Origin of the sequence: Candidatus Macondimonas diazotrophica, assembly GCF_004684205.1 — a bacterium.
Taxonomy (GTDB): domain Bacteria; phylum Pseudomonadota; class Gammaproteobacteria; order UBA5335; family UBA5335; genus Macondimonas; species Macondimonas diazotrophica.
The window spans coordinates 233241-256869 of sequence record NZ_SRIO01000001.1; the positions used below are offsets into that span (position 1 = coordinate 233241).

General features: G+C 65.2%; 20 protein-coding genes and 1 tRNA gene. 13 read left to right on the forward strand and 8 right to left on the reverse strand.

Annotated elements, in window-relative coordinates; translation table 11 throughout:
- On the reverse strand, positions 1–1557 hold the full coding sequence (locus E4680_RS01185; protein ID WP_167792319.1) for an OpgD/OpgG family glucan biosynthesis protein: 1557 nt from the start codon (positions 1555–1557) through the stop codon (positions 1–3).
- A 317-nt stretch (positions 1558–1874) separates the two neighbouring features.
- Between E4680_RS01185 and E4680_RS01190 the strand changes: the two genes are divergently transcribed.
- The 6 genes from E4680_RS01190 to E4680_RS01215 all read left to right on the forward strand — a co-directional run bounded on the left by E4680_RS01190 (position 1875) and on the right by E4680_RS01215 (position 7472).
- On the forward strand, positions 1875–2360 hold the full coding sequence (locus E4680_RS01190; RefSeq protein WP_135280542.1) for an LEA/WHy family protein: 486 nt from the start codon (positions 1875–1877) through the stop codon (positions 2358–2360).
- A 45-nt stretch (positions 2361–2405) separates the two neighbouring features.
- Positions 2406–2909 (forward strand): LEA/WHy family protein, encoded by a 504-nt coding sequence (locus E4680_RS01195; protein ID WP_135280543.1) that lies wholly within the window; start codon positions 2406–2408, stop codon positions 2907–2909.
- Positions 2896–3597, forward strand: coding sequence for an ABC transporter ATP-binding protein (locus E4680_RS01200; protein ID WP_240696064.1), 702 nt, complete (start codon positions 2896–2898; stop codon positions 3595–3597). The genes E4680_RS01195 and E4680_RS01200 overlap by 14 nt, the downstream gene beginning before the upstream one ends.
- A complete protein-coding gene (locus tag E4680_RS01205; RefSeq protein ID WP_135280544.1) occupies positions 3594–6173 on the forward strand; it encodes an FtsX-like permease family protein in 2580 nt (859 codons plus the stop codon). The genes E4680_RS01200 and E4680_RS01205 overlap by 4 nt, the downstream gene beginning before the upstream one ends.
- Position 6174: 1 nt before the next feature.
- Positions 6175–7338, forward strand: coding sequence for a lipocalin-like domain-containing protein (locus E4680_RS01210; protein ID WP_135280545.1), 1164 nt, complete (start codon positions 6175–6177; stop codon positions 7336–7338).
- 58 nt (positions 7339–7396) lie between these two features.
- Positions 7397–7472: transfer RNA gene (locus tag E4680_RS01215), tRNA-Ala, on the forward strand.
- A 255-nt stretch (positions 7473–7727) separates the two neighbouring features.
- Here E4680_RS01215 and E4680_RS01220 read toward each other — a convergent pair.
- Both E4680_RS01220 and E4680_RS01225 read right to left on the reverse strand, forming a co-directional pair.
- Positions 7728–9485 (reverse strand): AAA family ATPase, encoded by a 1758-nt coding sequence (locus E4680_RS01220; protein WP_135280546.1) that lies wholly within the window; start codon positions 9483–9485, stop codon positions 7728–7730.
- Between the two features lie 233 nt (positions 9486–9718).
- Positions 9719–10135, reverse strand: coding sequence for a winged helix-turn-helix transcriptional regulator (locus E4680_RS01225; RefSeq protein ID WP_205688693.1), 417 nt, complete (start codon positions 10133–10135; stop codon positions 9719–9721).
- A 203-nt stretch (positions 10136–10338) separates the two neighbouring features.
- Between E4680_RS01225 and gstA the strand changes: the two genes are divergently transcribed.
- Both gstA and E4680_RS01235 read left to right on the forward strand, forming a co-directional pair.
- Entirely contained in the window at positions 10339–10950 is a 612-nt protein-coding gene (gene gstA, locus E4680_RS01230; protein ID WP_135280547.1) for a glutathione transferase GstA, read from the forward strand.
- A 29-nt stretch (positions 10951–10979) separates the two neighbouring features.
- Positions 10980–12050: an alkene reductase gene (locus E4680_RS01235; protein WP_135280548.1), complete on the forward strand. Its 1071-nt coding sequence runs from the start codon at positions 10980–10982 to the stop codon at positions 12048–12050.
- A gap of 124 nt (positions 12051–12174) precedes the next feature.
- Here E4680_RS01235 and E4680_RS01240 read toward each other — a convergent pair whose 3' ends face one another.
- From E4680_RS01240 to nadC, 4 genes are all read right to left on the reverse strand, one after another.
- Complete coding sequence (locus E4680_RS01240) at positions 12175–12927, reverse strand: BPSS1780 family membrane protein (protein WP_135280549.1); 753 nt, start codon at positions 12925–12927, stop codon at positions 12175–12177.
- 184 nt (positions 12928–13111) lie between these two features.
- Positions 13112–14203 carry an HlyD family secretion protein gene (locus tag E4680_RS01245; RefSeq protein ID WP_135280550.1) on the reverse strand — a complete coding sequence of 364 codons (1092 nt, stop codon included), beginning with the start codon at positions 14201–14203 and terminating at the stop codon, positions 13112–13114.
- Between the two features lie 92 nt (positions 14204–14295).
- Positions 14296–15828 (reverse strand): DHA2 family efflux MFS transporter permease subunit, encoded by a 1533-nt coding sequence (locus E4680_RS01250; RefSeq protein WP_135280551.1) that lies wholly within the window; start codon positions 15826–15828, stop codon positions 14296–14298.
- Positions 15829–15949: 121 nt separating this feature from the next.
- Entirely contained in the window at positions 15950–16768 is an 819-nt protein-coding gene (gene nadC / locus E4680_RS01255) for a carboxylating nicotinate-nucleotide diphosphorylase (RefSeq protein ID WP_320410110.1), read from the reverse strand.
- Positions 16769–16952: 184 nt separating this feature from the next.
- Here nadC and glk point away from each other — a divergent pair, with 184 nt between their 5' ends.
- A complete protein-coding gene (gene glk, locus E4680_RS01260) occupies positions 16953–17915 on the forward strand; it encodes a glucokinase (RefSeq protein ID WP_135280553.1) in 963 nt (320 codons plus the stop codon).
- Positions 17916–17943: 28 nt separating this feature from the next.
- Here glk and speE read toward each other — a convergent pair whose 3' ends face one another.
- On the reverse strand, positions 17944–18807 hold the full coding sequence (speE, locus tag E4680_RS01265) for a polyamine aminopropyltransferase (protein WP_135280554.1): 864 nt from the start codon (positions 18805–18807) through the stop codon (positions 17944–17946).
- A 143-nt stretch (positions 18808–18950) separates the two neighbouring features.
- Between speE and speA the strand changes: the two genes are divergently transcribed.
- The 4 genes from speA to E4680_RS01285 are packed head-to-tail and all read left to right on the forward strand — an operon-like array spanning position 18951 to position 23629.
- Positions 18951–20849, forward strand: coding sequence for a biosynthetic arginine decarboxylase (gene speA, locus E4680_RS01270; protein WP_135280555.1), 1899 nt, complete (start codon positions 18951–18953; stop codon positions 20847–20849).
- Positions 20846–21745: an NAD(P)-dependent oxidoreductase gene (locus E4680_RS01275; RefSeq protein ID WP_135280556.1), complete on the forward strand. Its 900-nt coding sequence runs from the start codon at positions 20846–20848 to the stop codon at positions 21743–21745. The genes speA and E4680_RS01275 overlap by 4 nt, the downstream gene beginning before the upstream one ends.
- Complete coding sequence (locus E4680_RS01280; protein WP_135280557.1) at positions 21735–22856, forward strand: MlaE family ABC transporter permease; 1122 nt, start codon at positions 21735–21737, stop codon at positions 22854–22856. Before E4680_RS01275 ends, E4680_RS01280 begins: the two co-directional genes overlap by 11 nt.
- Entirely contained in the window at positions 22853–23629 is a 777-nt protein-coding gene (locus tag E4680_RS01285; protein WP_135280558.1) for an ABC transporter ATP-binding protein, read from the forward strand. The genes E4680_RS01280 and E4680_RS01285 overlap by 4 nt, the downstream gene beginning before the upstream one ends.

Sequence of the window (23629 nt, forward strand, 5' to 3'; positions counted from 1 at the left end):
TCAAGGCTCCAGCAGGTAGCTCCATGTCTCGGTCAGGAAGTCGTTGCCATTCTTGATATAAGCGCGCAGCTCCAGCGGCGCGTTCCCGCCCGAGGGCACTGTGAATTCAACCCAATAGCCCCGATCGTACGGATTGCGCCGAATCTGGAGATCCGAGACGCCGCGCCCATCCCCGACGGTGACAAAGGCTTCCGGACGCACATTGGCATCGAGCGCCGCCAGCGACGGTCCGGTGAATGAGACCACGAACCGGCGGCCACCGTTCGACAGTGTGCGGATCCAGGTGGAACTCGCACCGCCGGCCGCTCGAAAAGCGGAAGGGTCGGCGTACCAGTGCTGACGGTAGCGCATCCGCACCTGATCGCCCGCCTTCGGGGCACGTTCCGGCACCCAATAGGCGACGATGTTGTCATTCTGATCCGAATCGGTCGGAATCTGAACCAGTTCCACCCGGCCCGTGCCCCAGTCATCCAATGGTTCGATCCACAGGCTGGGGCGGCGCTCGTACTCGTGCTTCAGGTCGCGGTAGTGGTCGAAATCCCGATCGCGCTGCACCAGACCGAACCCACGCGGCGACTGGGTCGCGAATGAACTGACGACCAAGCGCTGCGGATTGGTCAACGGGCGATAGATCCACTCGCCCCCGGCGGTCAGCACCGACAGCCCATCGGAATCATGCACCTCGGGATGAAACGCCGCCACGCCCGGCAAGCGGTCCTTGGCCGTGTTCTCACCGAAAAAGAACATGCTGGTCAGCGGCGCAATCCCCAATTTGTTCACGCTGCCGCGGAAAAACAGGGCGACCTCGCAATCGACCTGGGTCGTGTCACCGGGGCGCACGGTAAAGCGGTGCGCCCCAACCAGGCGCCGGCTTTCGGAGAGGGCGAACAGTTCCACGGTCTGCGCGCCCGGTGCGGGCTTCACCAGCCAGAATTCCGTGAAATGGGGAAATTCCTCACCGCCGGGTTCCGCCGTGTCAAGCGCGACACCCCGCGCCGAAAGACCGTAATGCTGGCCCTTGCCCAGCGCCCGGAAATAGGTCCCACCCAGAAAGGCGATCAAGTCGTCGAAACGGCCCGCCACGTTCAGCGGACTGTGGATCCGCACGCCGGCATAACCGAAAGCCGGTGGCACCGCCTCGCGCAGGACGGGATCCAGATACTGGAACACCTCTCGATCGAAGGGCACCTGACGCACGCCCTGCTCATCGATCACATTGATTTTCACCATGCGGGTGAAGTAGTGACCGGGATGAAACATCTGGACCTGGAACGGGAGATCGGTGCCCGCCCACAACGCTTTGTCCGGCCGGTAGTGAATGCGCCCGTAATAATTCTGAAAATCCAGATCGGCCAGGGAGCGGGGCACGCTGCTGGGAATTTCGGCATAGGGCTGTGCAACTTTGCGGCGCGCAATTTCGACCGCATGTTCGAAACCGAAAAACTGGCCGGCCGATACCAGGCTGGGCGCCAGCAGTACACCCAGGGTCAGCGCAAAAGCCATTCCGCGCAGGCAAAAAGCGGATGGATTTCGTTTTGTGACGTTGGAATTGTCCATGAATCGTTTCCGCAGGCTGATCAAAGAAGCAGGCAATGACCAAATTTTGAACATGGCCGTAGAGTGACCGGGGTCAGCCCCAGTGAGTTCCATGATCGAAGGAATTGGCAAGACGAGGTCGTTGGTATCATTGGCTCGGGGCTAATCATGCATGGGCACGGCAATTTTTTCCATGCCCGGATCGCGGGCGTCTCCAATACTCGGTCACGAATAGCCGCCGAAGCCGCAAGACCCGTGATGACACCTCCGCCGACCTGCCAAGCGCACGAGATACGCTAAGATATCCGCTCGTTTCAGCTTCGAGCCCGGACCCACCGATGACCCCGAAAATTGCATTGCACATCAAGGCGTTCATGATCCTTGCATTGCTGCTCTCCGCAGCAGGCTGTCGCACGGTGGTGGAACAAGCGCTGGAAAAGCCCACCCTGAGCCTGCGCGAGGTCCGGCTGTTGGAAATGGGACTGCTCAGCCAGCGAACCCAGTTGGTACTCAATGTCGCCAACCCCAACCCGGTTCCGCTGCCGGTTCGCGCAATCCGCTACAAGGTCGCACTGGCCGGCATGCAGATCGCCGATGGCGAAGCCGATGACGGCTTCGTGGTGCCGGCCAGGGGTGAGACCGACATCAAGCTTCAGGTGCGCACCAACATGCTGGAACTGGCCGGGCAGGCCGCCAACATGCTGACCAATTTCAATGGCCGCGTGGACTATGAAATCAGCGGCGAAGTGGAACCGGACCTGCCGATGGCAGGCGTTTTTCCTTTCTCCCGCAAGGGAGAAGTGGCCTTGAACCGCGCGCGCTAAGCCCCCATTGATCGCGATTCCCATCTTTTCCAGGAGGTATTCCAGATGGATCTGGACCACGCTGACCCGTCGTCGTCGCAACCCCCGGTACGCCCAAGGCTGCGCGATCGATTGCGCGACCGCGGAATCGGCCTCGTCCGCCGCTTCATCAAGACGCCCGACATTTCGATCACCGACCTGAAGCTGCGGCAGATGAGCCTGATGGAGCAGCGGGGCGCGCTGTCGATCCGCCTACACAACCCCAACCGGATCGCCCTGGGCGTCCGAGCGTTCCGCTACCGGGTGGAAATGTCCGGTCAGCGCTTCGCCAAAGGGCAGGCTGAGGAGCCATTCCGCATTCCGGCCCGCGATGCCACCACTTTCGACGTCGACGTGCGTCTGTCCATGCTCAAGCTGGCCGGCTCGTTGGTCTCGGCGCTGCTGGCCCCACGCCCGACGCTGCAATACCGCATCACCGGCGAGATCGAACTGGCGCTGCCCTGGCTGCCGCCCATCCCCTTCAGCCACACCGGCCAAGTCGATTTGGAGCGCCTGGGTGAACGGCGCTGAGGCCATGCTGTGCCTCAAGGGCGTCCGTCACGGTTATCCGGAACCGGGCGGCTGGCACGTTGTGCTGGACGATGCGGCGCTCAGCATTTCCGCCGGCGAGACGGTTGCGCTGGTAGGCCGCAGCGGCTCGGGCAAATCCACCTTGCTCAATCTCATCAGCGGCATCGACCGCCCCCAGGCCGGCATCGTCAGCGTGGGCGGCGTCGACATCACCGCCTTAAGCGAACACAAGCGCACCCTGCTGCGCCGCCGGCGCATCGGCTTCGTGTTCCAGTTCTTCAATCTGCTGCCCACGCTGACGGTGGCCGAGAACCTGCGCCTGCCGCTGCAATTACTCGGGCGCAGCGGGGCGGCGGCCGAGCGGGCGGTGGCCGAGCTGCTGGAGGCGGTCGATCTCACCGGCTACGGCCCGCGCTTTCCGGACACGCTCTCGGGCGGCGAACAGCAGCGCGTGGCCGTCGCACGCGCCCTGATCCATGAGCCGGACCTGATCCTGGCCGATGAGCCGACCGGCAATCTGGACCCGGCGACCGGCAACCGGGTGGTCGAGATGCTCGACCGTCTGGTACGGCAACGGGGCAAGACGCTGATCCTCGTCACGCATAGCCCCGATCTGGCACGCCACGCCGACCGTATCCTGCGCCTGCAGGATGGCCGGCTGGTGACTGAAGCGCCAGCCGCCGCATGATTCCACTGCACGTCCGAGCCGGCTGGCGCCATCTGATCCGGCACCGCTGGCTCACGCTCCTGTCCGTCGTCGGCATCGCGCTCGGCGTGGGGGTCGTCATCGCCGTGGATCTGGCCAGCACCAGCGCCCGGCTGGCGTTGAAAACCTCCATGGCGGCCGTGGTCGGCGAGGCGACTCACCAGATTCTGGCCGGCCCCGAGGGCTTGCCCGAAACGGTTTATCGCGATCTGCGGCTCGGCGGCGTGGCGATGCCGCTGGCGCCGATCATTGAGGCCACCGTCAGCGTGGCCGACCGGCCGGGTCAGAGCTTCCGGTTGCTTGGGGTCGATGGCACCGCCGAATTCGCCTTCGGTCGCGGCCGGATGGGCCGCGTGGACGGCAACCCGGGCGAGGAGAGCGGCGGCCTGCTCGGCGCCATCCGCGGCGTGACGCAGCCGGGTCAGGTCTGGATTTCCGCGCAGGCCGCCGCGGCGCTCGGCGTGACATCCGGCGACCGGCTGGCGCTGCGCCTGCCGCTGGGCCAGGGCACGGTCACCGTGGCGGGCATCCTTCCGGACAGCGGCGCGGACCGCGACCTGTCCGGATTGATGCTGATGGACATTGCCGCCGCGCAGGAACTGCTGGCCATGCAGGGGCGCATCAGCCGCATCGACGCGCGCCTGCCCGAAGGCGCCACCGGCGAGGCAGCGCTGGCGGCCCTGCAGGCGCGCCTGCTGCCCGGCTTGCGCGTGGAAACCACCGGTAGCCGCGTGCGGGCGATGGAGGGCATGACCCGCGCCTTCGAGTTCAACCTGATGGCGATGAGCCTGCTGGCGCTGGTGGTCGGTCTCTATCTCATCTACAACACACTGAGCTTTGCCGTGGTGCAACGGCGGCCACTGTTGGGCGTGCTGCGCACCGTCGGCGTCACCCGCGCGCAGGTGTTTCGCGCCATCCTCATCGAAGCCCTGCTGCTGGGCGCGGCGGGCACGCTGCTGGGCCTGGTGCTCGGCACCGCGCTGGCCCAGTTCCTGGTGGGACTGGTCGGCCGGACCATCAACGACATCTATTACACCTTGCAGATTTCACAACTGGCCCTGAGCCCGTGGGGATTGACCAAGGGCGTGCTGCTGGGGCTGAGCGGCAGCGTCCTCACTGCCCTGCCGGCCGCCTGGGAGGCCGCCCGCACGCCGCCGCGCCGGGTGCTCAACCGCTCGGATCTGGAGGCGCGCACGCGCCGTCTGGTGCCGCGTCTCGCCGCCTTGGGGTTGCTGCTGGCCGCGGTCGTCCTGCCGGCGCTGCTGGTATGGCCGAGCCGCTCGCTGCTGCCGGTCTATGCGGGCTTGGTGGCGCTGGTGCTGGCCGCAAGTCTCGTCGTCCCTGCCCTCACCGTGGGCCTGATGGGCTTGCTGATGCGCGTGCTGCCGGCGGGGCGGGCGCTGCTGCTGCGTATGGCGGCGCGCGGCGTGGTGCGTTCCCTGAGCCGCACGGGACTGGCCATCGCGGCACTCACCGTGGCCTTGTCCACCGCGGTTGGAGTCGGCACCATGATCCACAGCTTCCGCGACAGTGTGAGCACTTGGCTGGAACGCACGCTGAGCGCGCAGATCTACGTCTCGCCCGGCGGCGGCGCCCCGCGTGGCGCGCGCCTGCCCGACAGCCTGTTGCCGACGCTGGCAGCCCTGCCGGGCATGGCTGACGTCGTCGGCATCCGCGCCGCGCCCATCGACACGCCCGACGGCCCCATCGGCGTCTCAGCCGCCACCTTCCGGCCGTTGCTGCGCGGCGCGCTGCAACTGCTCGACGGCGATCCGACGCGCGCCTTTGCCGCGCTCGCCGACGAAGCGCGCGAGGTCCCCGCCGTCCTCGCCAGCGAGCCCCTGGCCTGGCATCGTCAGCTGAAAGTGGGGGACCGGCTGCAACTGGCCACGGATCGCGGCTGGCGCAGCTTTGAAGTGGTCGGGATCTATCAGGATTTCGGCTCCGATCAGGGCCATCTGCTGATGGACGAGCGCGTATTCCTGCAGCATTGGCGGCGTCCGGGCGTCACCGGCATCGGGCTCTATCTCGCGCCGGGGGCGGATGAAGCGGCGCTGGTGTCGCAGATCCAGGCGCTGGCCACGTCCGACATGCCGCTCTCGGTGATGCGCACCGCCGGCATCCTCGCGTTTTCGCTGCAGATCTTCGACCGCACCTTCGCCGTGACCGGCGTGTTGCGCCTGCTCACCCTGATCGTGAGCCTGGTCGGGGTCACCAGCGCGCTGATGGCCCTGCAACTGGAACGCACGCGCGAATGCGCCGTGCTGCGCGCGCTGGGGATGACGCCCGGGCAAGTGCGGCGTTGGGTGACCTTGCAGACGGCGCTGATGGGGACGGTGGCCGGCCTGCTCGCCGTGCCGGTCGGCCTGGCACTGGCCGCGGTACTGACCGGCGCGGTCAACCAGCGCGCCTTCGGCTGGACCATCGCCTTCAAGGTGGCGCCGGAGCTGTTGCTGCAAGCGCTGATTCTGGCTGTTCTGGCGGCGCTCATCGCCGGCGCCTACCCGGCCTGGCGCATGGGGCGCACACCGCCAGCGCTGGCCTTGCGGGAGAACTGAGATGCGCCGCGCGCGTGCCGGTCTGGTGCTGCTTCTGCTGGGACTCATCCTCGCCGCGATGTGGCATCGCCCCTCGCCGCCGGCCGCGCCGGGCGGTCAGATCGACCTCAATCGCGCTTTCGTGCAGGCGACCACCGGCTTCGAGCGGGCCGAGGCGCCGCGCACCTTCCGCTTTCCGGAGGATCACGGCCCGCATCCGGACACCGCCAGCGAATGGTGGTACGTCACCGGCCACCTGCGCACGGCGCAAGGCCGGCGTTTCGGCTATGAACTGACTTTTTTTCGCGTGGCGCTCGCCCCCGGGATGCCCACGCGCTCATCGGCTTGGGCCACGCGGCAGATCTACATGGCGCATCTCGCCGTCACCGACCCCGAAGGCCAGCGCTTTCATGCCTTCGAGCGCTTCAACCGCGCGGCGCTGGACATGGCCGGCGCCACCGCCGCGCCGCTGCGCATCTGGTTGGATGACTGGACGCTCGCCGCAAGGCCCGGCGCCGATCCAGCGCGTGCGACCCCGCCGCTGCTGCTGCGCGCTGCAGAGGGACCGGTGGCGCTCGCCCTCGAACTGGACGCGCGCAAGCCGCCCGTCCTGCAGGGCGAGGCCGGCCTCAGCCGCAAGGGCCCGGCGCCCGGCGATGCATCCTATTACTACAGCCTGACCCGGCTCGCCACACACGGGACGCTCGAGCTGAACGGCGAGCGCTTCGCGGTCGAGGGTGAATCGTGGATGGACCGGGAATGGGGCACCTCCGCGCTGGGACCGGAACGCAGCGGCTGGGACTGGTTCGGCCTGCAGCTCGATGATGGCAGCGAACTCATGTTCTGCCGCATCCGGCGCCGCGACGGCGCGCCGAATCCCTTCGATTACGGCCTCTGGGTCGATCCGAATGGGAAGAGCCAACTGCTCGCCGCGAGCGACGTCCGGCTCCGCGAGACGAGCCACTGGCGCAGCCCGCACACTGGCATCCGCTACCCGGCCGGCTGGGCGCTGTCGCTGCCGGCACGAAACCTGCGCCTCGAGCTGCGCCCGATCCTGGCCGATCAGGAACTGAACCTCGCCGTGCGCTACTGGGAAGGTGCCGTCAGCGCCCGCGGCGAGCAGAACGGCCGCCCCATCACCGGGCAGGGTTACGTCGAACTGACGGGCTATGGCAGCGCGCCATGAAAACGCCGCCGGACGCTATCGCAACGGCGTCGATTCCGCTATATTAGGCCGTTCATTCGGGGCGGTAGCTCAGCTGGGAGAGCGTCGCGTTCGCAATGCGAAGGTCGGGAGTTCGATCCTCCTCCGCTCCACCAAATCGAAAGGCTCGGATCATCTCCGGGCCTTTTTTCTTGCGCGGTTCCCGTGCACCAAGCACCCGGCACGGGCTGCATTGGCTCGGCGTCGACACTTGATGCGACCGATCCGGGCGGAAGCGTCTTCAGAGGCCTCCGCCGGTGCGGGAGACTTGGGTCCAGCCACGACATTGCCCGCCGTCGGTTCCCACCCGCCTCGCCGCCCCGACATTCACCGGCCGGCGGTCCGTGCGCAGCGCGTCACCGGACGGCTGGTCAGCCATGGATCTCGGCCCGGGGCGCCCGCGTGGTGGAAGGCGGGACGATCGCGCCCGCGGCGTCGCTGCCCTCGAAGTCCATGCCGCGGAACACGGCGCAGCGCCGGAACACCTCGGCCGTAGGCGCTACCGCTTTGTGCCGGCAGTACTTGGCCACGAGCTTGGTCAGGCCCTTGATGTCGCGGCCCGACGCGCCCGGGAAGATGTCCGTCAGCGCGTCGAGCAGCGGCGCGGGAACGGCCAGTTCGAACTGTTCGGTCATCACGCCCCAGATGCGGCGGCGGTCCGCGCGCTCCGGCATGCTGTATTTGATGAGCGCGATGCAGCGCGAAACGATGGCCTCGTCGATGTCGTCGATGCGGTTGGTGGTCAGGAACAGCAGGCCGTTGAAATACTCGAGCACGCGCAGGAACACGCCGACCACAGCGTTCATGGCCATGTTGTCGTCGCGCCGCTTGATGTAGACGTCGGCCTCGTCGATCAGCATCACCGCGCCCCAGCGCTGGGCACGCGTGAGCACGTCTTTCAGCACCTGTTCCATCTGCGCCACGTTGAGGCCGAGCTGACCCGAGTGCACGCGATAGAGCGGTCGCCGGATGATCTCGGCGTAGACCTCGGCCGTCAGCGTCTTGCCGACGCCGGGCGGACCGGCGCACAGCACCGTGGTGCCGCCGCTCTTGCCGGCCACGATGTCGTCCATCAGCACGTCCATCTCGGCGGTCAGGATGTCGATCAGGTCGGTCTGCTCGGGCGGCAGGATGAGCTTGGTCTTGAGATCGGGCTGGTAGGGATAAGGCGCGAGGTCATCGACGTGCACCCAGACGTAATGGTGCAGGTCGAGGTGGAACATCAGGATGAAGGGATGCACTGGCATGCGGGTGAACAAGCCGTGGGGCAGGCTTTCTTGCAGGGCCTTGACCGCGTCCTCTGCGTCATAGCGGTTGCTCTTGGCGGCCTTGCCGAGATAAGGCGCCAGAATCTCGCCGGGTGCATCGAGGACGAGCGAACGCGCGGTCAGGATGCCTTCGTCGTTCACCAGCCGCGCGCTGCCGCCGCTCGAGGACAGCACCACCACGTCCTTGCGCGACCAATCGGTGTCGCGGTGCGAGGCGTTCGGATCTTCGGCGTAGAACCCTGTGCCCGTGCCGAGGAACTGCGCGCCATAGCTGCCGCGCCAGGCGAGATAGTTCTGCCTGGCGCGTTCGTAGGCGGCGATCAGTGCAGGGGTTTCCTTCATCAGACCCTTGGCGGCGAAGATCTCGCCGAGCGTCTTGCCATCGATGTCGGTCGCCGTCAGGCGCAGGGTCTGCGTGGTCAGGCTGCCCTTGGCATTGGCCTTGAATTCGATGAAGAGCTTGCCGGTTTCGTCGTTCGACGGCGGCGTGAAATCCAGGCGCGTGACGACGTAAGGCAGCGGCCGACCGGTGATCTGCGCGGTGAATATCCAGCCGTGGATCGCCTCGTCGGCGAGGTAGCGGACGATGGCAGGCAGCATGTGTTCGAGATCATCTCCCGCAAACCGCGGCCCGGCGTCGTGCAGCGCCGCGGTCAGTGTCGCCAGCTGGGCAGCGCGCGCCTGCAAGGCCGGCCCACCCTCGCGATAGAGATCGCTCAGAAGCGACAGTTCGGCAGCGGACAGCTGATGCAGCGCGACTTCCACCTCATTACCGAAGTGGAGCTGTTCCTGGAGCCGGGCCAGGCCCGGAAATGCCTGAGCCAGACGCTCGATGTGCGGACGGTCGATGCGCAGTTTCATCGCGGCTCCGAAACGACCTTGCGGCCATACCCCGGATTTTTCGCAAGCACGCTTGATGCCACGCGGCAACGTCTTGTTTGGCCAACGGATCCAGTCCGGTTTCACGTCGGATGGGCTGCGCGGTGCGACAAACCCGACACCCGGCGCGTGCGAGATCGGACATTTGCGCGATCACCCGGGTTTCGCGACGCACCCTGTAACACGCCGGCGCCGGAATGCGGCGCGGCGCCCTCTCACGGCTTGCGAGCACCCGCGTCGAACCGGACGCGCGCTTCGGCAATGGCCGGTTGGTGGCGATCCGCCCAGTGGATCAGGGTCGCCAAGACCGGCATCAGCGAAAGGCCCAAGGGAGTCAACCCATAGCTCACCGCCGGCGGCGTCGACGGCGCGACCTCGCGCCAGATGAGGCCGTCACGTTCCAGCTGGCGAAGAGTTTCGGCCAGCATGCGGCGCGAAATATCGGGCACGGAGCGGGTAAGCGCGTTGAACCGCTGTGCGCCATGCGACAGCGTTACAAGCAACAGGGTCGACCATTTGTCACCGAGCCGGTCGAGCACGTCGCGAACCGGACAGGTCCCCTGCTTGGTCGGCGGCAGGCTCGGCAAGGGATCGGGCACCGGCATTCTCGCACGGCCATCGTTGATCGTCATGGCAGTTCCTTTCACGTAACCATGAGCCAGAAAGGTGCCTACTTGTGGCACACCGCTCAGGTTACGACAATAGACCAGGTCGTGAAACAGGACTTGCATTCCCCGTCGCACCCGCGGCCGGTTCAATCCCGAGGCGCTCCCCCCGCGCGCCAGATCGCGTCACGCAATGGCCGCGCACCAACCCCATCAGCCAGGAGGTTTTCATGAAGCTGTACTACGCGCCGGGCGCCTGCTCTCTGTCCCCTCATATCGTGCTGCGCGAGGGCGGCTACGACTTCACGCTGGAACGCGTCGATCTGGCCACCGGGAAGACCGAAACCGGCGCCGACTACAAATCCGTCAATCCCAACGGCTTTGTTCCGGCCTTGATGCTCGATGAGGGCGTGGTGCTGACCGAGGGCCCAGCCATCGTCCAGTATCTGGCCGATCACGCCGCGGACCGAAATCTGGCGCCAGCGGCCGGGACATTGGACCGCTATCGCCTGATGCAATGGCTGAATTTCATTTCGACTGAGCTGCACAAGATCTGCGGCATCCTGTTCGACCCGGAGCTCCCCGACGGGGTCCGCCAAAAACTCACCGGCCGCCTGTCTCAGCGCTTTGCCTCTGTGAGCGATGCACTTGCGGGCCGGACGTTCATCCTGGGGGATCAGTTTACCGTCGCCGATGCCTACCTGTTCACCGTGCTGAGCTGGGCTCCCTATCTCAAGCTCGATCTCTCGCCATGGCCGGCGCTGGGCGCCTACGTCGGCCGGATCGGCAGCCGGCCCGCCGTCCAGCAGGCCCTGGCTGCCGAAGGTCTGTTACCCGGCTGAGCACTCGTCACACGGAGGAGTTCCCGAAAATGACCGACACTGTTTTGTTCAGGCCGATGACCTTGGGCGAGCTGACGCTCAGGAATCGCATCGTCATGGCGCCCATGACCCGCTCGCGGGCGGACGGCAATGTGCCCAACGCGCTGATGGCGCAATACTACGGTCTACGCGCCGAGGCCGGCCTGATCATCACCGAAGGAACTGCGCCGTCACCCAATGGCCTCGGGTATGCGCGCATCCCAGGGCTCTTTTCCGAAGCACAGATCGCGGGCTGGCGTCAGATCACCCATGCCGTACATGAGGCGGGAGGGCGGATCTATGCGCAGCTGATGCATACCGGTCGTGTTGGCCATCCCGCCAACCTGCCCGCAGGCGCGCGGATCGTGGCGCCATCGGCAACGGCGGCGCCCGGCGAGATGTGGACCGATCTCCAGGGCTTGCAAGCCCACCCGGTTCCCGAAGCCATGAGCGAGGCCGACATCGCGACTGCTATCGACGAATTCGCCCAGGCTTGCCGGAACGCCATCACGGCAGACTTCGATGGCGTGGAACTGCACGGCGCCAACGGCTATCTCATCGATCAGTTCCTTAACCTTGCCTCCAACCAGCGGGCCGACCGATGGGGCGGCCCCATCGAGAACCGGATCCGTTTCGCCGTCGAAGTGGCTCGGGCCGCCGCGGGCGCGATTGGCGCCAACCGGGTCGGCATGCGCATTTCCCCTTACGGCGTATTCAACGGTATGGTGCCCGATGCCGAAACCGATGCCCTGTACCTGCGCCTCGCCGAGGCGCTGAACGAGGTCGGCTTGGTCTATATCCATATCGTCGACCATAGTGCGATGGGCACCCCACCCGTCAGCGCCGAGCTCAAGGCCCTGCTGCGTGCCACGTTCAGAGGCCGCTATATTCTCTCCGGCGGCTACGACGCCCAACGGGCCAATGCCGATCTTGACGCCGGCAAGGGTGACCTGGTCGCCTTTGGCCGGCCTTTCATCGCCAATCCCGATCTGGTCGGCAAGCTGCGCACCGGCGCGCCCTTTCGGGCCCCGGATCCGGACACGTTCTACACGCCGGGACCCGAAGGCTACGTCGACCTTTGAAGTCCCGGTCTGCACAGGCGGCCGAGGCGAATCTCAGCCCGATGGCGCGCCTCGGTCGGCATCGCGCATTCCATGACGACCGTCGGCGGAATGCGACACGCATCGGGACTGGGACGGGCTCGCATCATGCCGCGGGCGTCTCAGTCCCGGACACGCCGATCGGCGCGGCGGGCGAGCCGAACACCTCGCGATAGGCGGCCCAGACCGCCCCCGCCAGAACCGGCCCCAGCACCAGGAAACCCAACCCCATGGGGATCATGGCCAAGGCGCCGAGAATCGTGGCGATGATGCCGAAGAGCAGCAGCGGCACCCAGTTCACCAGACAGGCCTTCAGACTGGTCTGCATGGCCTGCAACGGAGGCTCTTGGTCGTCCATCACCAGTGGGATCGCGAAGAAGAGCGCGGCGGAAAGCGCCACGTGCAGGACCAGCATCAGCGGAAAGACGAACAAGGCCCCGGCTCCGAGCCCCATCCAGGCGCCTTCTTCTCCGTGCATCATGCCCATGCCCAGAGCCGATCCACCGACAAAGACCAGGCCGAGTGCCATGATCACCACATTGATGATGAGCGACACTGCGCCCAGCACCAACAGGTTGTTCAATACCGCGCTCCGCGTGGCGGACTCAAACAGCACCCCCAAGGTGAATTCCTCACCTTGCGTGCTCCGCCGCGCAGCCTCCAGCAGGCCAGCAGCCAGTAAGGGGGTAATCAAGGCCACGATCAGGGAACCGACCCAGGGCAACAGATTCAGGACCACGACGATGGCCAGCAGCACCACCATCAGCAGAATCCAGATCCCCGGCAAACGCACGAAAGCCGCCCATCCGATCTGGATCCATGCAATTCCACGATTCGCCTCGGCACGCTGGATTTCCATCACATCCTCCTCGGAAACAAATGTCCCTGTGGATCAGAATCCACCCGCATTATCGCCACGGAGTCTCGCCAAGTGCCACCGTCTCCCACTATGGGAGCGGTGTCATGGAGCAGGGCGAGGGGCGCGATCGAAACAGGTGGCCGGAACGCTGCGCGTCCAGGCCACCGCCCGGAATGAAGAGGAATCAGGGCTGGAGCTGAACGGATGAGGACCGCGCGGAATCGCCGTGAGTCTGCGCAATCTTCGATCTGGCATCACCGTGATCGTCATGCGCGTAGCCGCTCGGTTTTTCACTTTCGCCGGTATCGATGGTGACTTCAGCGCTGGTTTCAACCCGCAGTGGTGCGCTGTTGCGTGGATCGGTAATGAGGATGCGTACCGGCACGCGCTGCGTCACCTTCACCCAGTTCCCGGTGGCATTCTGCGGCGGCAGCATCGAAAACGCCGTTCCGCTGCCCGGACCGATGTTCTGCACCACACCGTGGAAAAGCTCTCCCGGGTACATGTCGACGGTAATTTCGGCGTTCTGTCCCGGGCGGATCCGGGCCAGCTCGGTTTCCTTGAAGTTGGCGTAGATCCAGTATTCATCGCTGCAAACGATGCTGAACAAGGGGCGGCCGGGCTGGACCAGCTCACCGGGGCGCAGGCTCAGATTGGCGATGCGGCCATCGCAGGGGGCATCCAAATGCGTATGGCTGAGATCGAGCTGGGCTTTTTCCAGGAACAGCCGCGCCTCTTTCAAGCGCTCGTTCTGCTCGCCGGGGGAACCGCGCATCACGGTTGCCTGCCGCAGGTTGGCTTCAGCCGCAGCGAGTCCAGCCTGGGCACTGGACAGACCCTCCTGAGCCGAATCCGCAGCTGACTTGGGCACCGAATTCTGGGCGCTCAGGTTGAAAATCCGGCGTGCCTGCAGCTGAGCCGTGCGTAGCTGGGCCTTGCGCAAGGCGATTTGCGCTTCGGCTGCCGCGATCTGAGCATTGGCGGCGTCGATCGATTGCGTCGCCTGGATGACCTTGTTCTCGGCTTGGGCGAGCTGGATCCGGAATGGCCGCTCGTCGATGCGAATCAGGGTCTGTCCGGCCTTGACCCGTGCATGATCCTCCACCGCCACCTCGATGGCCTCGCCCGGCACCTGGGCCGCCACACTGATGACGTTGGCCCGCACATAGGCGTCGTTCGTGGTGGGGTAGCGTTCGCGATGCTCACCGTAATAATGGATTCCGACTGCAGCGGCCGCAATGACGACGACCCCCAAGATTGCCCAGAGAATGCGCATGACCCAATCGACCTCTCTTATGAAGACAGTCACGGTCCCTCAAGACCGCCTGAATCCCGTTTGCAGACAAAACAATGCGTTTCGATCGCCCATCAATGCATCGCGCCAAGATCCAGTCCCTTGCCGCTATCGCGCATCAGCAGGACCAGTGGACACAGGGCAAGCATGGCCACCGTGATGAACCAGAAATCGTTCACGAACGCCACCATGGTGGACTGCTTGCCCAGTTCGGCGGCCAGCGCATAGGGTGCGAGCGGGTGATCCATGGTCATGCCCCGACTGGCTAGAAACTCGTGCATCGCCGGGTTGTAGGGATTCAGATGACCGCCCAGCTGGTTCCATTGAATCTGGGTATTGCGCGACAACAGGGTCATCACCACCGAAATCCCGATCGAGCTGCCGATGGTGCGGGCCAGATTGAAGATCGTCGCCCCCTGATCCGACGTGCCCTCCGGAATAGTGTCGAAGGCAATGGTCGCGAGCGGGACGAACACCATGCCCAGCCCGACGCCCTGGACCATCCCCGGCACCACGGCCCACCACGGGCTGATGAACAGATTGTAGTGACTCATCATCCAGGACCCGGCGGCCATGATGACGATCCCGAGCGCCACGAGAGTACGCGCGCCGATGCGCTGGATGTTGGGCGCGACGATGGCCATGGTGACCGCGTTGCACAAGGCCCGCGGCGCCATGACCAGCCCGGTTGTCGAGGCGGGATATCCGAGCAGTTCCTGCAACAGGATGGGCTGCAGCACGATGGTGCCGAACAGGCCGAGGCCAAAGCACATCATCAGGAAAGAGCCCGTAGCGAGGTTGCGATCGCGCAACAGATTGAGCTGCAGGACCGAATCAGGCCGATTCCAGGATCGCAGGGTGAACACGAGCAGCGTGAGCGCGGCCAGCACCGTGCCATAGACGATGACTCGCGACTCGAACCAGTTCTCGTGATTGCCCTGATCGAGCACGTACTGCAGCGCACCGATCCCGATGACCATGCAGAACGCGCCGAACAGATCGATGCGCTGCTTGCGATGCTCGGTGTCGGGCAGCACCGCATAGGCCAGCAGGATGTTGACGATGCCGACCGGCAGATTGATGTAGAACACCCAGCGCCAGTCCCAATGCTCGGTGATGTAACCGCCGAGCGTCGGGCCCAATGCCGGCGCCATGAGCACGCCGATGCCGAAGATGGCCATCGCCTTGCCGCGCTCCTGAGCGGGGAAGGTGTCCAGCAGGGTCGACTGGGAAAGCGGAATGACCGGCGCGCCGAAAATGCCCTGGAGGATTCGGAAGATGACCATCTCGGTCAGCGTATCGGCCTGCCCGCAGAGCCCGGAGGCGATCACGAACCCAACGATGCTGACGAGGATGACGTTACGGCGACCGAAACGGTTGGCCAGAAAACCGCTGAGTGGAATCATGACCGCTTCGGCCACGATATAGGAAGTCAGGACCCAGGTGATCTGCTCGGAAGTCGCGCCGAGCGAGCCCATCATGTGCGGCAGGCTCACGTTCACGATGGTCATGTCGAGAATGACCATCAGGGTGCCCAGCATCACGGCAATCGTGACGGGCCAAGGAGAAGCGCCGCCCCGCGTCGGAGCTGCGGTCGTTGCGTCCATTGCAATCAACTCGCTTCAATTCGGTGGGCGGCCTTAGAACATCCGATACGGAAGTCAAGCCGCAAAGTTGGCGGGCATTGTAGGCGGATTGGCGGGTTACGCCAAGACTCCGTGCGACCGTTTATCCGATAATGCGCAATGAATAATCCACAGCCTGAACATGTTTGGTGAGTCCGCCGACCGAAATTCGATCCACGCCGGTGGCCGCGATCCGCGCCACCTCGGCCAACCCGATGCCCCCGGACGCTTCAAGCGCGGCAACGCGGCCCTGGGCGACGCGCACGGCGACAGCACGCTCGAGCTGTTCGAGATCGAAGTTATCCAGCAACACGGACTCGACACCGAGATCCAGCACTTCGGTGAGTTGCTCGATCGTCTCCACTTCCACCTGCAGCGGCAGATCGGGATGGCGCTGGCGCGCGGCACGCACGGCGGCCGTTATCCCGCCGGCGGCCGCGATGTGGTTTTCCTTGATGAGCATGGCGTCGAACAGCCCCATACGCTGATTGCAGCCGCCACCGCACCGCACCGCGTACTTCTGCGCGACGCGCAAGCCCGGCAAGGTCTTTCGGGTATCGAAGATGCGCGCCGCACTGCCTGCCACCGCATCGACATAGCGACGCGTCAGCGTGGCCGTTCCCGAGAGCGTTTGAAGAAAATTCAGCGCCGTGCGCTCGCCGGTGAGAATGACCGGAGCGGGCCCGGTAATCTCGCAGACCGTCTGGCCCGGCAACAATCGGTCGCCATCCTGCGCCTGCCAATGCACGCCCACCGCGCGATCGAGTTCACGATAGACGGCGTCGAACCAAGGCCGCCCGCACAGAATGGCCTCCTCGCGGCAAATCAGCCGCGCACGCGCCGGCCGGCCAGGCGCCAGCGCGGCAGTGGCATCCCCCGTTCCCACATCCTCTGCCAGTGCCGCGCGGACCACGGCATTCACGGCAGCATCATCGGGTGGTGTCAGGGATATCGACGTAGGCATGTGCGAACCGCGCGCGGGAAAAAGGAGCTCAGTCTAGCGAGAGCGGTGAGCGGGCGCGAGCCTCGGCTCGGGACGACGCCCAGACCCCGACCAGGCTGCTAAACTGGGCACGGTCGAGCGCCCATTGCGAGGAGGCCAGTCCATGAGCGATCCGTCCTTTTCCGGCAACCACCTGCTGGGGGACATCGGTGGCACCCATACCCGCCTTACCCTGTATCGGGACGGCCGACACGGTGTCATCGGCCGCTATCGCAATCGGGAATTCACCGACCTGCCCGCGATCGTGCGCCATCACCTGCAAACCTTGGATCTGCCCGCTCCCCAGACCGCTGTGCTGGCTGTCGCCGGCCCCCTGGAGCGTGACGGGGCGGTCACGCTCACCAATCGTGGCTGGCGGCTCGAGCCCACCGCGCTGGCTGCCGAACTGAGGCTGGCCTCGGTCGATCTGGTCAACGATTTCACCGCCCAAGCGCTCGGCATTCCGCATCTGGAGTCTGAGGAGTGCCTGGCGTTGAACTCGGCTGAAGCCTGGCCGCATGCGCCGCGCGCCGTGCTGGGCCCCGGCACCGGTCTAGGTGTGTCGGGCCTGCTTCCCACGCCGAACGGCTGGCTGGCCCTGTCCGGCGAAGGCGGACATGTCACGCTGCCGCCGGCCGATGCGCGCGAGAGCGCCTTGCTCGATGCCCTGCGCGTTCAGTGGGGCCACATCTCGGCCGAACGGGTCGTCAGCGGCCCCGGTTTGCTGGCCCTGTACAACCATCTTGCCGTCGAAGCAGGAGCTCCCGGTCTTTCTGCACCGCCGGAGGTAACGACGCGCGCCGGACACGATGCCCTGGCCGACGAAGCATTGGGGTATTTCTTCGCGTTTCTGGGGACCATCGCCGGCAATCTGGCGCTGACGTTGGGGGCCCGCGGTGGCGTGTATCTGTGCGGCGGCATCCTGCCGGATCTGCAGCGGCCCTTGCGCGCCTCTGCTTTTCACGACCGTTTCTGTGCCAAAGGGCGATATCGGGCCTATCTCGAAGCCGTCCCGATCTATCTGGTGACGGCCCCGGACACCGCATTCCGGGGCCTCATCAGCCTGCTTGCGTCACGCCGCCCTTGACCCCCAGCGCTACCCGGCCACCCCTGACTCAGCCGGTGACTTGCGCAAGCGCCTCGACCAGATAGGGCGGCAGGACGAAGGCGGCTTGGTGCATGTCCGCCGAGTAGTAGCGGGTGGGAAACGCAGCACGCCGCGCCGACTCGATTCGCATCGGCCGGATCGAACCGTCCTTGCAGGCCAGCGTGGCGCTCCACCAACCGGATGGATAGACCGGCTGGGGGTAATGCAGCGTCTTGACATCGGAAAAGCCCGCCCGGCGCAGCGCGCCGTGCACGCTGCACAGCAGATCCACGTGATACAGCGGGGATTCGCTCTGCTGCACGATGAGCCCGCCCGGGGCGAGCACGCGATTGACGTCCCGATAGAAGGGCTCGGAGAACAAACCTTCGGCCGGCCCCACGGGGTCGGTGCTGTCGACGATGACCACATCGGCGCTGGCCGCCGGCGCGTTGGCGAACCAGGCGATACCATCCTCGAACCGCAATTCGGCACGCGGATCGTGATTCGCCTCACACAGCTCGGGGAAATACTGTTCGGACAACCGGGTGACCCGCTCGTCGATCTCGACCTGGATGGCGTGCTGGACGCCTTCATGGCGCAGAACTTCCCGCAAGGTACCGCAATCTCCGCCGCCGATGACGACCACCCGGCGCGGGGCCGCGTGGCTGAACAGCGCCGGATGCGCCATCATCTCGTGATAGAGGAAGTTGTCCCGCTGGGTCAGCATCACACAGCCGTCGATCACCATCAGATGGCCGAACGTCTCGGTATCGTAGATCTCGATTCGCTGGTAGGCCGATTGCTCCTCGTGCAGTTTGGCCCTGATTTTCAGCCCAAACGCGCTGCCGCCCGGCTCATAGAATTCGGAAAACCAGTTGCTGTCCACGTTCAGCCCTCGGGATATCGTTTCGGGGCGTCGATTATAGCGGTCCCTCGCCGGTCACCATATGACAGTGTCATCATCGCACCGCTTTACCCGGTCCGGGCGAATCTTTTAGGCTCTGCTGACCTGCCAACTGCTTTCAGTGGTTCCCCATGATCCGTGCTTCCAAGCCTGCCGATGCCCGCAGTCTCTACAACGTACCCGAGTGGAGCGAGGGCTATTTCGATGTCGACGAACAGGGCCAGGTCATCGCGCTGCCGCTGCGGGATCCAGCCCTGGGCCAGATTGCCCTGCCTGAGCTGACCCAGAAGATGGCCCAATCCGGACTCAAACTGCCGATCCTGGTGCGTTTCTCCGATATCCTCCACGATCGGGTCGATACGCTCTGCGGGGCGTTCGATGCGGCGATTGCCCAGCATGACTACAGCGGCGGCTATACCGCGGTCTATCCCATTAAGGTCAACCAGCAACGCACCGTGGTCGAGGAAATCATTCGCCATGGCGGCGAGCGTGTCGGCCTCGAAGCCGGCAGCAAGCCGGAGCTCATGGCGGTGCTGGCGCTGGCCCGTCCGGGCAGCCTGATCATCTGCAATGGCTACAAGGATCGCGACTACATCCGGCGCGCCCTCATCGCCTGTCATCTCGGCCTGCGCGCGGTCATCGTCATCGAAAAGCCTTCCGAGGTCGCCACCGTCATCCGCGAGTCGCGGCAACTCGGGATTCGACCCCTGCTGGGCATCCGCGTGCGGCTGGCCAACCTCGGCAGCGGCAACTGGCAGAACACCGGCGGCGAAAAATCGAAATTCGGTCTATCGGCCATGCAGGTGCTGACATGCATCGGCCAGCTCGAGGAAGCCGGCTTGCTCGATTGCCTGCAACTGCTGCACTTCCACATGGGTTCACAGATGGCCAACGTGCGCGACATCCGGCGCGGGTTGACCGAAGCCGCCCGCTACTTCACCGACCTGCACCGTCTGGGCGCGCCGCTGCGCTATGTCGATGTGGGTGGCGGCCTGGGCGTGGACTACGAGGGGACACGCTCGCGCGCGGCATGCTCGATGAACTACACGGTGGCCGAATACGCGAACGTCGTGGTGCATGTCCTGAAGGAAACCTGCCAGGCGCATGCGCTTCCGGAACCCAACCTGATTACCGAGGCCGGACGCGCCATGACGGCCCATCACGCCCTGTTGATCACGCAAGTCATCGACACTGAAGCGCCGCATGTCAATCCGGACACGCTGGCTGCGCCGCCTGAGGATGCGCCTGTGCTGCTGCATGACCTGTGGCGCGGCTATGCCCATCTCGAGGACATCGCGCCGGTGGAGCTGTTCCATGAGGCCGTGCATTGGGTTTCCGAAGCCCAATCGATGTATACCCATGGCCTGCTCGATCTGCCCCAGCGAGCCTACGCCGAGCATGTGTACACGGCGCTGTGTCAACGGCTGGAATCGCGGCTCGACCCAGCCCGCGCCGCCCATCGCGAAATTCTGGCCCAGCTCGAGGAGAAGCTGGCCGTCAAATATTTCTGCAACTTCTCGCTGTTTCAATCGCTGCCAGATGTGTGGGCCATCGAGCAAATCTTTCCCGTGATGCCGCTGCAGCGCCTGGATGAGACGCCCACCACGCGCGGCATCATTCAGGATCTGACCTGCGATTCCGATGGTTGCATCAGCCAGTACGTACACCAGGACGGGCTTTCACCGACGCTGGCGCTGCACCCGGTGGGTGAAGAGGAAACCTACCTGCTGGGCTTTTTCATGATCGGTGCCTACCAGGAGATCTTGGGTGACATGCACAACCTGTTCGGCGACACCGACGCCGTCAACGTCGAATTGGACGGCCACGGCGGCTTCCGACTGGTCGGGCCCGAACGCGGGGACAGCGCCGATCAACTGCTGAGCTATGTGCATTTCGCGCCCGATCAACTCGCCATGGCCTACCGGGAAAAGATTACCCGCGCCCAGCTCGAACCGGCCCAGGCCGAGGCCTTTCTGGCTGAACTGACCGCCGGGCTCTACGGCTCGACCTACCTGCAGCGCTGGCCATGAATCCGCGCGTTGGTTTCATCGGGCTCGGCGCCATGGGTCTGCCCATGGCCCGCAATCTGCACCGCGCGGGCCTGCTTGCTGCGGTCTGGAATCGGACGGCGACCAAATCCCGCGCGCTTGCAGCCGAAACCAGCTGTCGCCAAGCCGCAGACCCGGCCGATCTGGCCCGAGGGAGCGATATCGTGGTGCTGTGCGTTTCGGCCGACCGCGACGTCCTCGATCTGATGGCCGCGATGGCACCCGGCCTCGCACCCGAATCCATCATCGTGGATTGCTCGACCGTGGCGCCGGAAACCGCCTGCAAAGCCGCCGAAACGGCACGCTTCCATGGCGCCGATTTTCTGGATTGTCCGGTTTCCGGCGGTGTCGAAGGCGCCCATCAGGCCAGCCTGGTCACCATGGTCGGCGGCGATCCGGCGACCCTGGAGCGTGCCCGACCGGCGCTCTCGGCCATGACGCGAAAGATCGCCTGGATGGGGCCTGTCGGCGCCGGACAGGCGACCAAGGCAGTCAATCAGGTCATGGCTGCCGGCATTGCGGCCGCAGTGACCGAAGCGCTGGCCCTCGGTGCAGCAGCTGGCCTCCCCCTGGATCGGGTGATCGAGGTGGTCAGTGGCGGGGCCGCCGGCAACTGGTTCCTCGAGCGGCGTGGACCGACGCTGATCCAGAATCACTTCGAAACCGGATTCAAGCTGGCCCTACACGACAAGGATCTCGCTATCTGCGAGCAGATTGCGGCACAATACCGTGGTGATCTCCCGCTCGTTCGGACTGTGCGCGCCGACTACGCCGCGCTGATGGCTTCGGGGTTCGGCGACGAGGATATCTCTGCGCTCTACCGGCGCAAGCGCGCACTGTTCGATCCGGATGCAGGACCCCCCTTCGATGCCGAATAACGCGCCTCGCCTGAGCGCCGAACAGGATGGAACAACCCGCCGCGTCACGCTGTGCGGCCCATGGGTTCTCCGTCATCTCTCCGGTTCGTTGAACGCCCTGCGCAAGCAGCTTGCACGATGCGGCAAGGACCCCGAAATCCTGTGGGATCTGGAGTCGGTAGACAGCCTGGACAGCACCGGCGCCCTGTTGCTCTGGCGGCACTGGGGTGAGCAGCGCCCATCCCGGCTGCAGCTGCGTCCGGAATACGAACCGCTGTTTCAGCGACTCGAGCAGATGCCGCCACCGGCATCGCGACCCTCGCGCCAGTGGCTGGAGCCCGTGGCACAACTGGGCGGGGCCATTCTGAATGGTCTGACGCACCTGCGTGAACTGACGGCCCTGCTAGGGCAATTGATCCTCGATCTGTTGAGCCTCTTCACCCAGCCGGCGCGAGCACCGTTGCGGGAAATCTCGGCCAATATCCATAAGGCCGGCGGACGGGCGCTGCTCATCACCGGCCTGGTCGGCCTGCTGATCGGCATCGTCATGAGCTACCTTTCGGCGCTGCAGCTGCGCCTGCTGGGCGGCGAACGCTTCATCGTCAACCTCATGGGGTTGGCGGTCACCCGCGAGCTGGGGCCCTTGCTGGCCGCCATCCTGATCGCCGGCCGCTCGGGCTCGGCCATCACTGCCGAACTCGGCGTGATGCGACTGACCCAGGAGCTCGATGCCCTCGCGACCATGGGCATTTCGCCCTACAAGCGGGTGCTGTTGCCCAAGGTGATCGCTCTGGCCATCGCCATGCCGCTGCTGGCATTCTGGACCATGGCCGCTGCGGTCTTCGGGGGCATGCTGGTGGCACGCAGCGAACTGAACATCACCTTTGGCCAGTTCCTGACCGATCTACCCGGCGCGATTCCCATCGTCACCTACTGGATCGCTCTCATCAAATCGATCGCATTCGGGGTCGTTATTGGCCTGGTTTCCTGTCACTTCGGCCTGCGCATCAAACCCAACACGGAAAGCCTCGGCCATGAAACCACCAATGCCGTGGTCACCGCGATTACCCTGGTCATTCTCACCGATGCCGTTTTCGCGGTGAGCCTGCGCGACGTCGGCTGGCAGGAATGAACACGCCCCCAACGGCCGTCATCGAGTTGCGCGGAATCGTGACCCGCTTCGGCCGACAGGTCGTTCACGATGGCATCGACCTGCGCATGCAGCGCGGCGAGGTTTTAGGTCTGGTCGGGGGATCGGGGTCGGGCAAGACGACCTTGCTGCGCGAGATGATCGGCCTGCAGCGTCCCAGCGAAGGCACGGTAATCGCCTTCGGCGAATCGCTGCTCGACGCCCGCGGCAGTCACGCCGCCGCGCTGCGCCAGCGTTGGGGCGTCCTGTTTCAGCATGGCGCCCTGTTCACCGCGCTGACCGTGGCCGACAACATTGCGTTGCCACTTCGGGAATTGCGTGTTCTGGACGAGGCGCTGATCCGAGAGCTGGTCCGACTCAAGCTGGCCATGGTCGGCCTCAAGCCGGAAGACGGCCGCCGTTATCCCGCCGAACTGTCCGGCGGCATGATCAAGCGTGTCGGACTGGCGCGGGCGCTGGCCCTGGATGCCGAGCTGCTGCTGCTCGATGAGCCAACCTCGGGCCTGGATCCAGTAGCGAGCGAGCTGTTCGTCGATCTGATTGCCGAATTGCGCACCACGCTCGGTCTGACCGTGGCGCTGGTGACTCACGACCTCGATACCCTAGTCGATCTGTGCGATCGCATCGCCGTTCTGGCGGACCGCAAGCTGATCGTCATCGGCACGCTGGAGGAGGTCGTGGCATGCGATCATCCGTTCATTCAGTCCTACTTCCATGGTCACCGCGGTGGCCGCCTCCTCGATAAAGGGCCATAA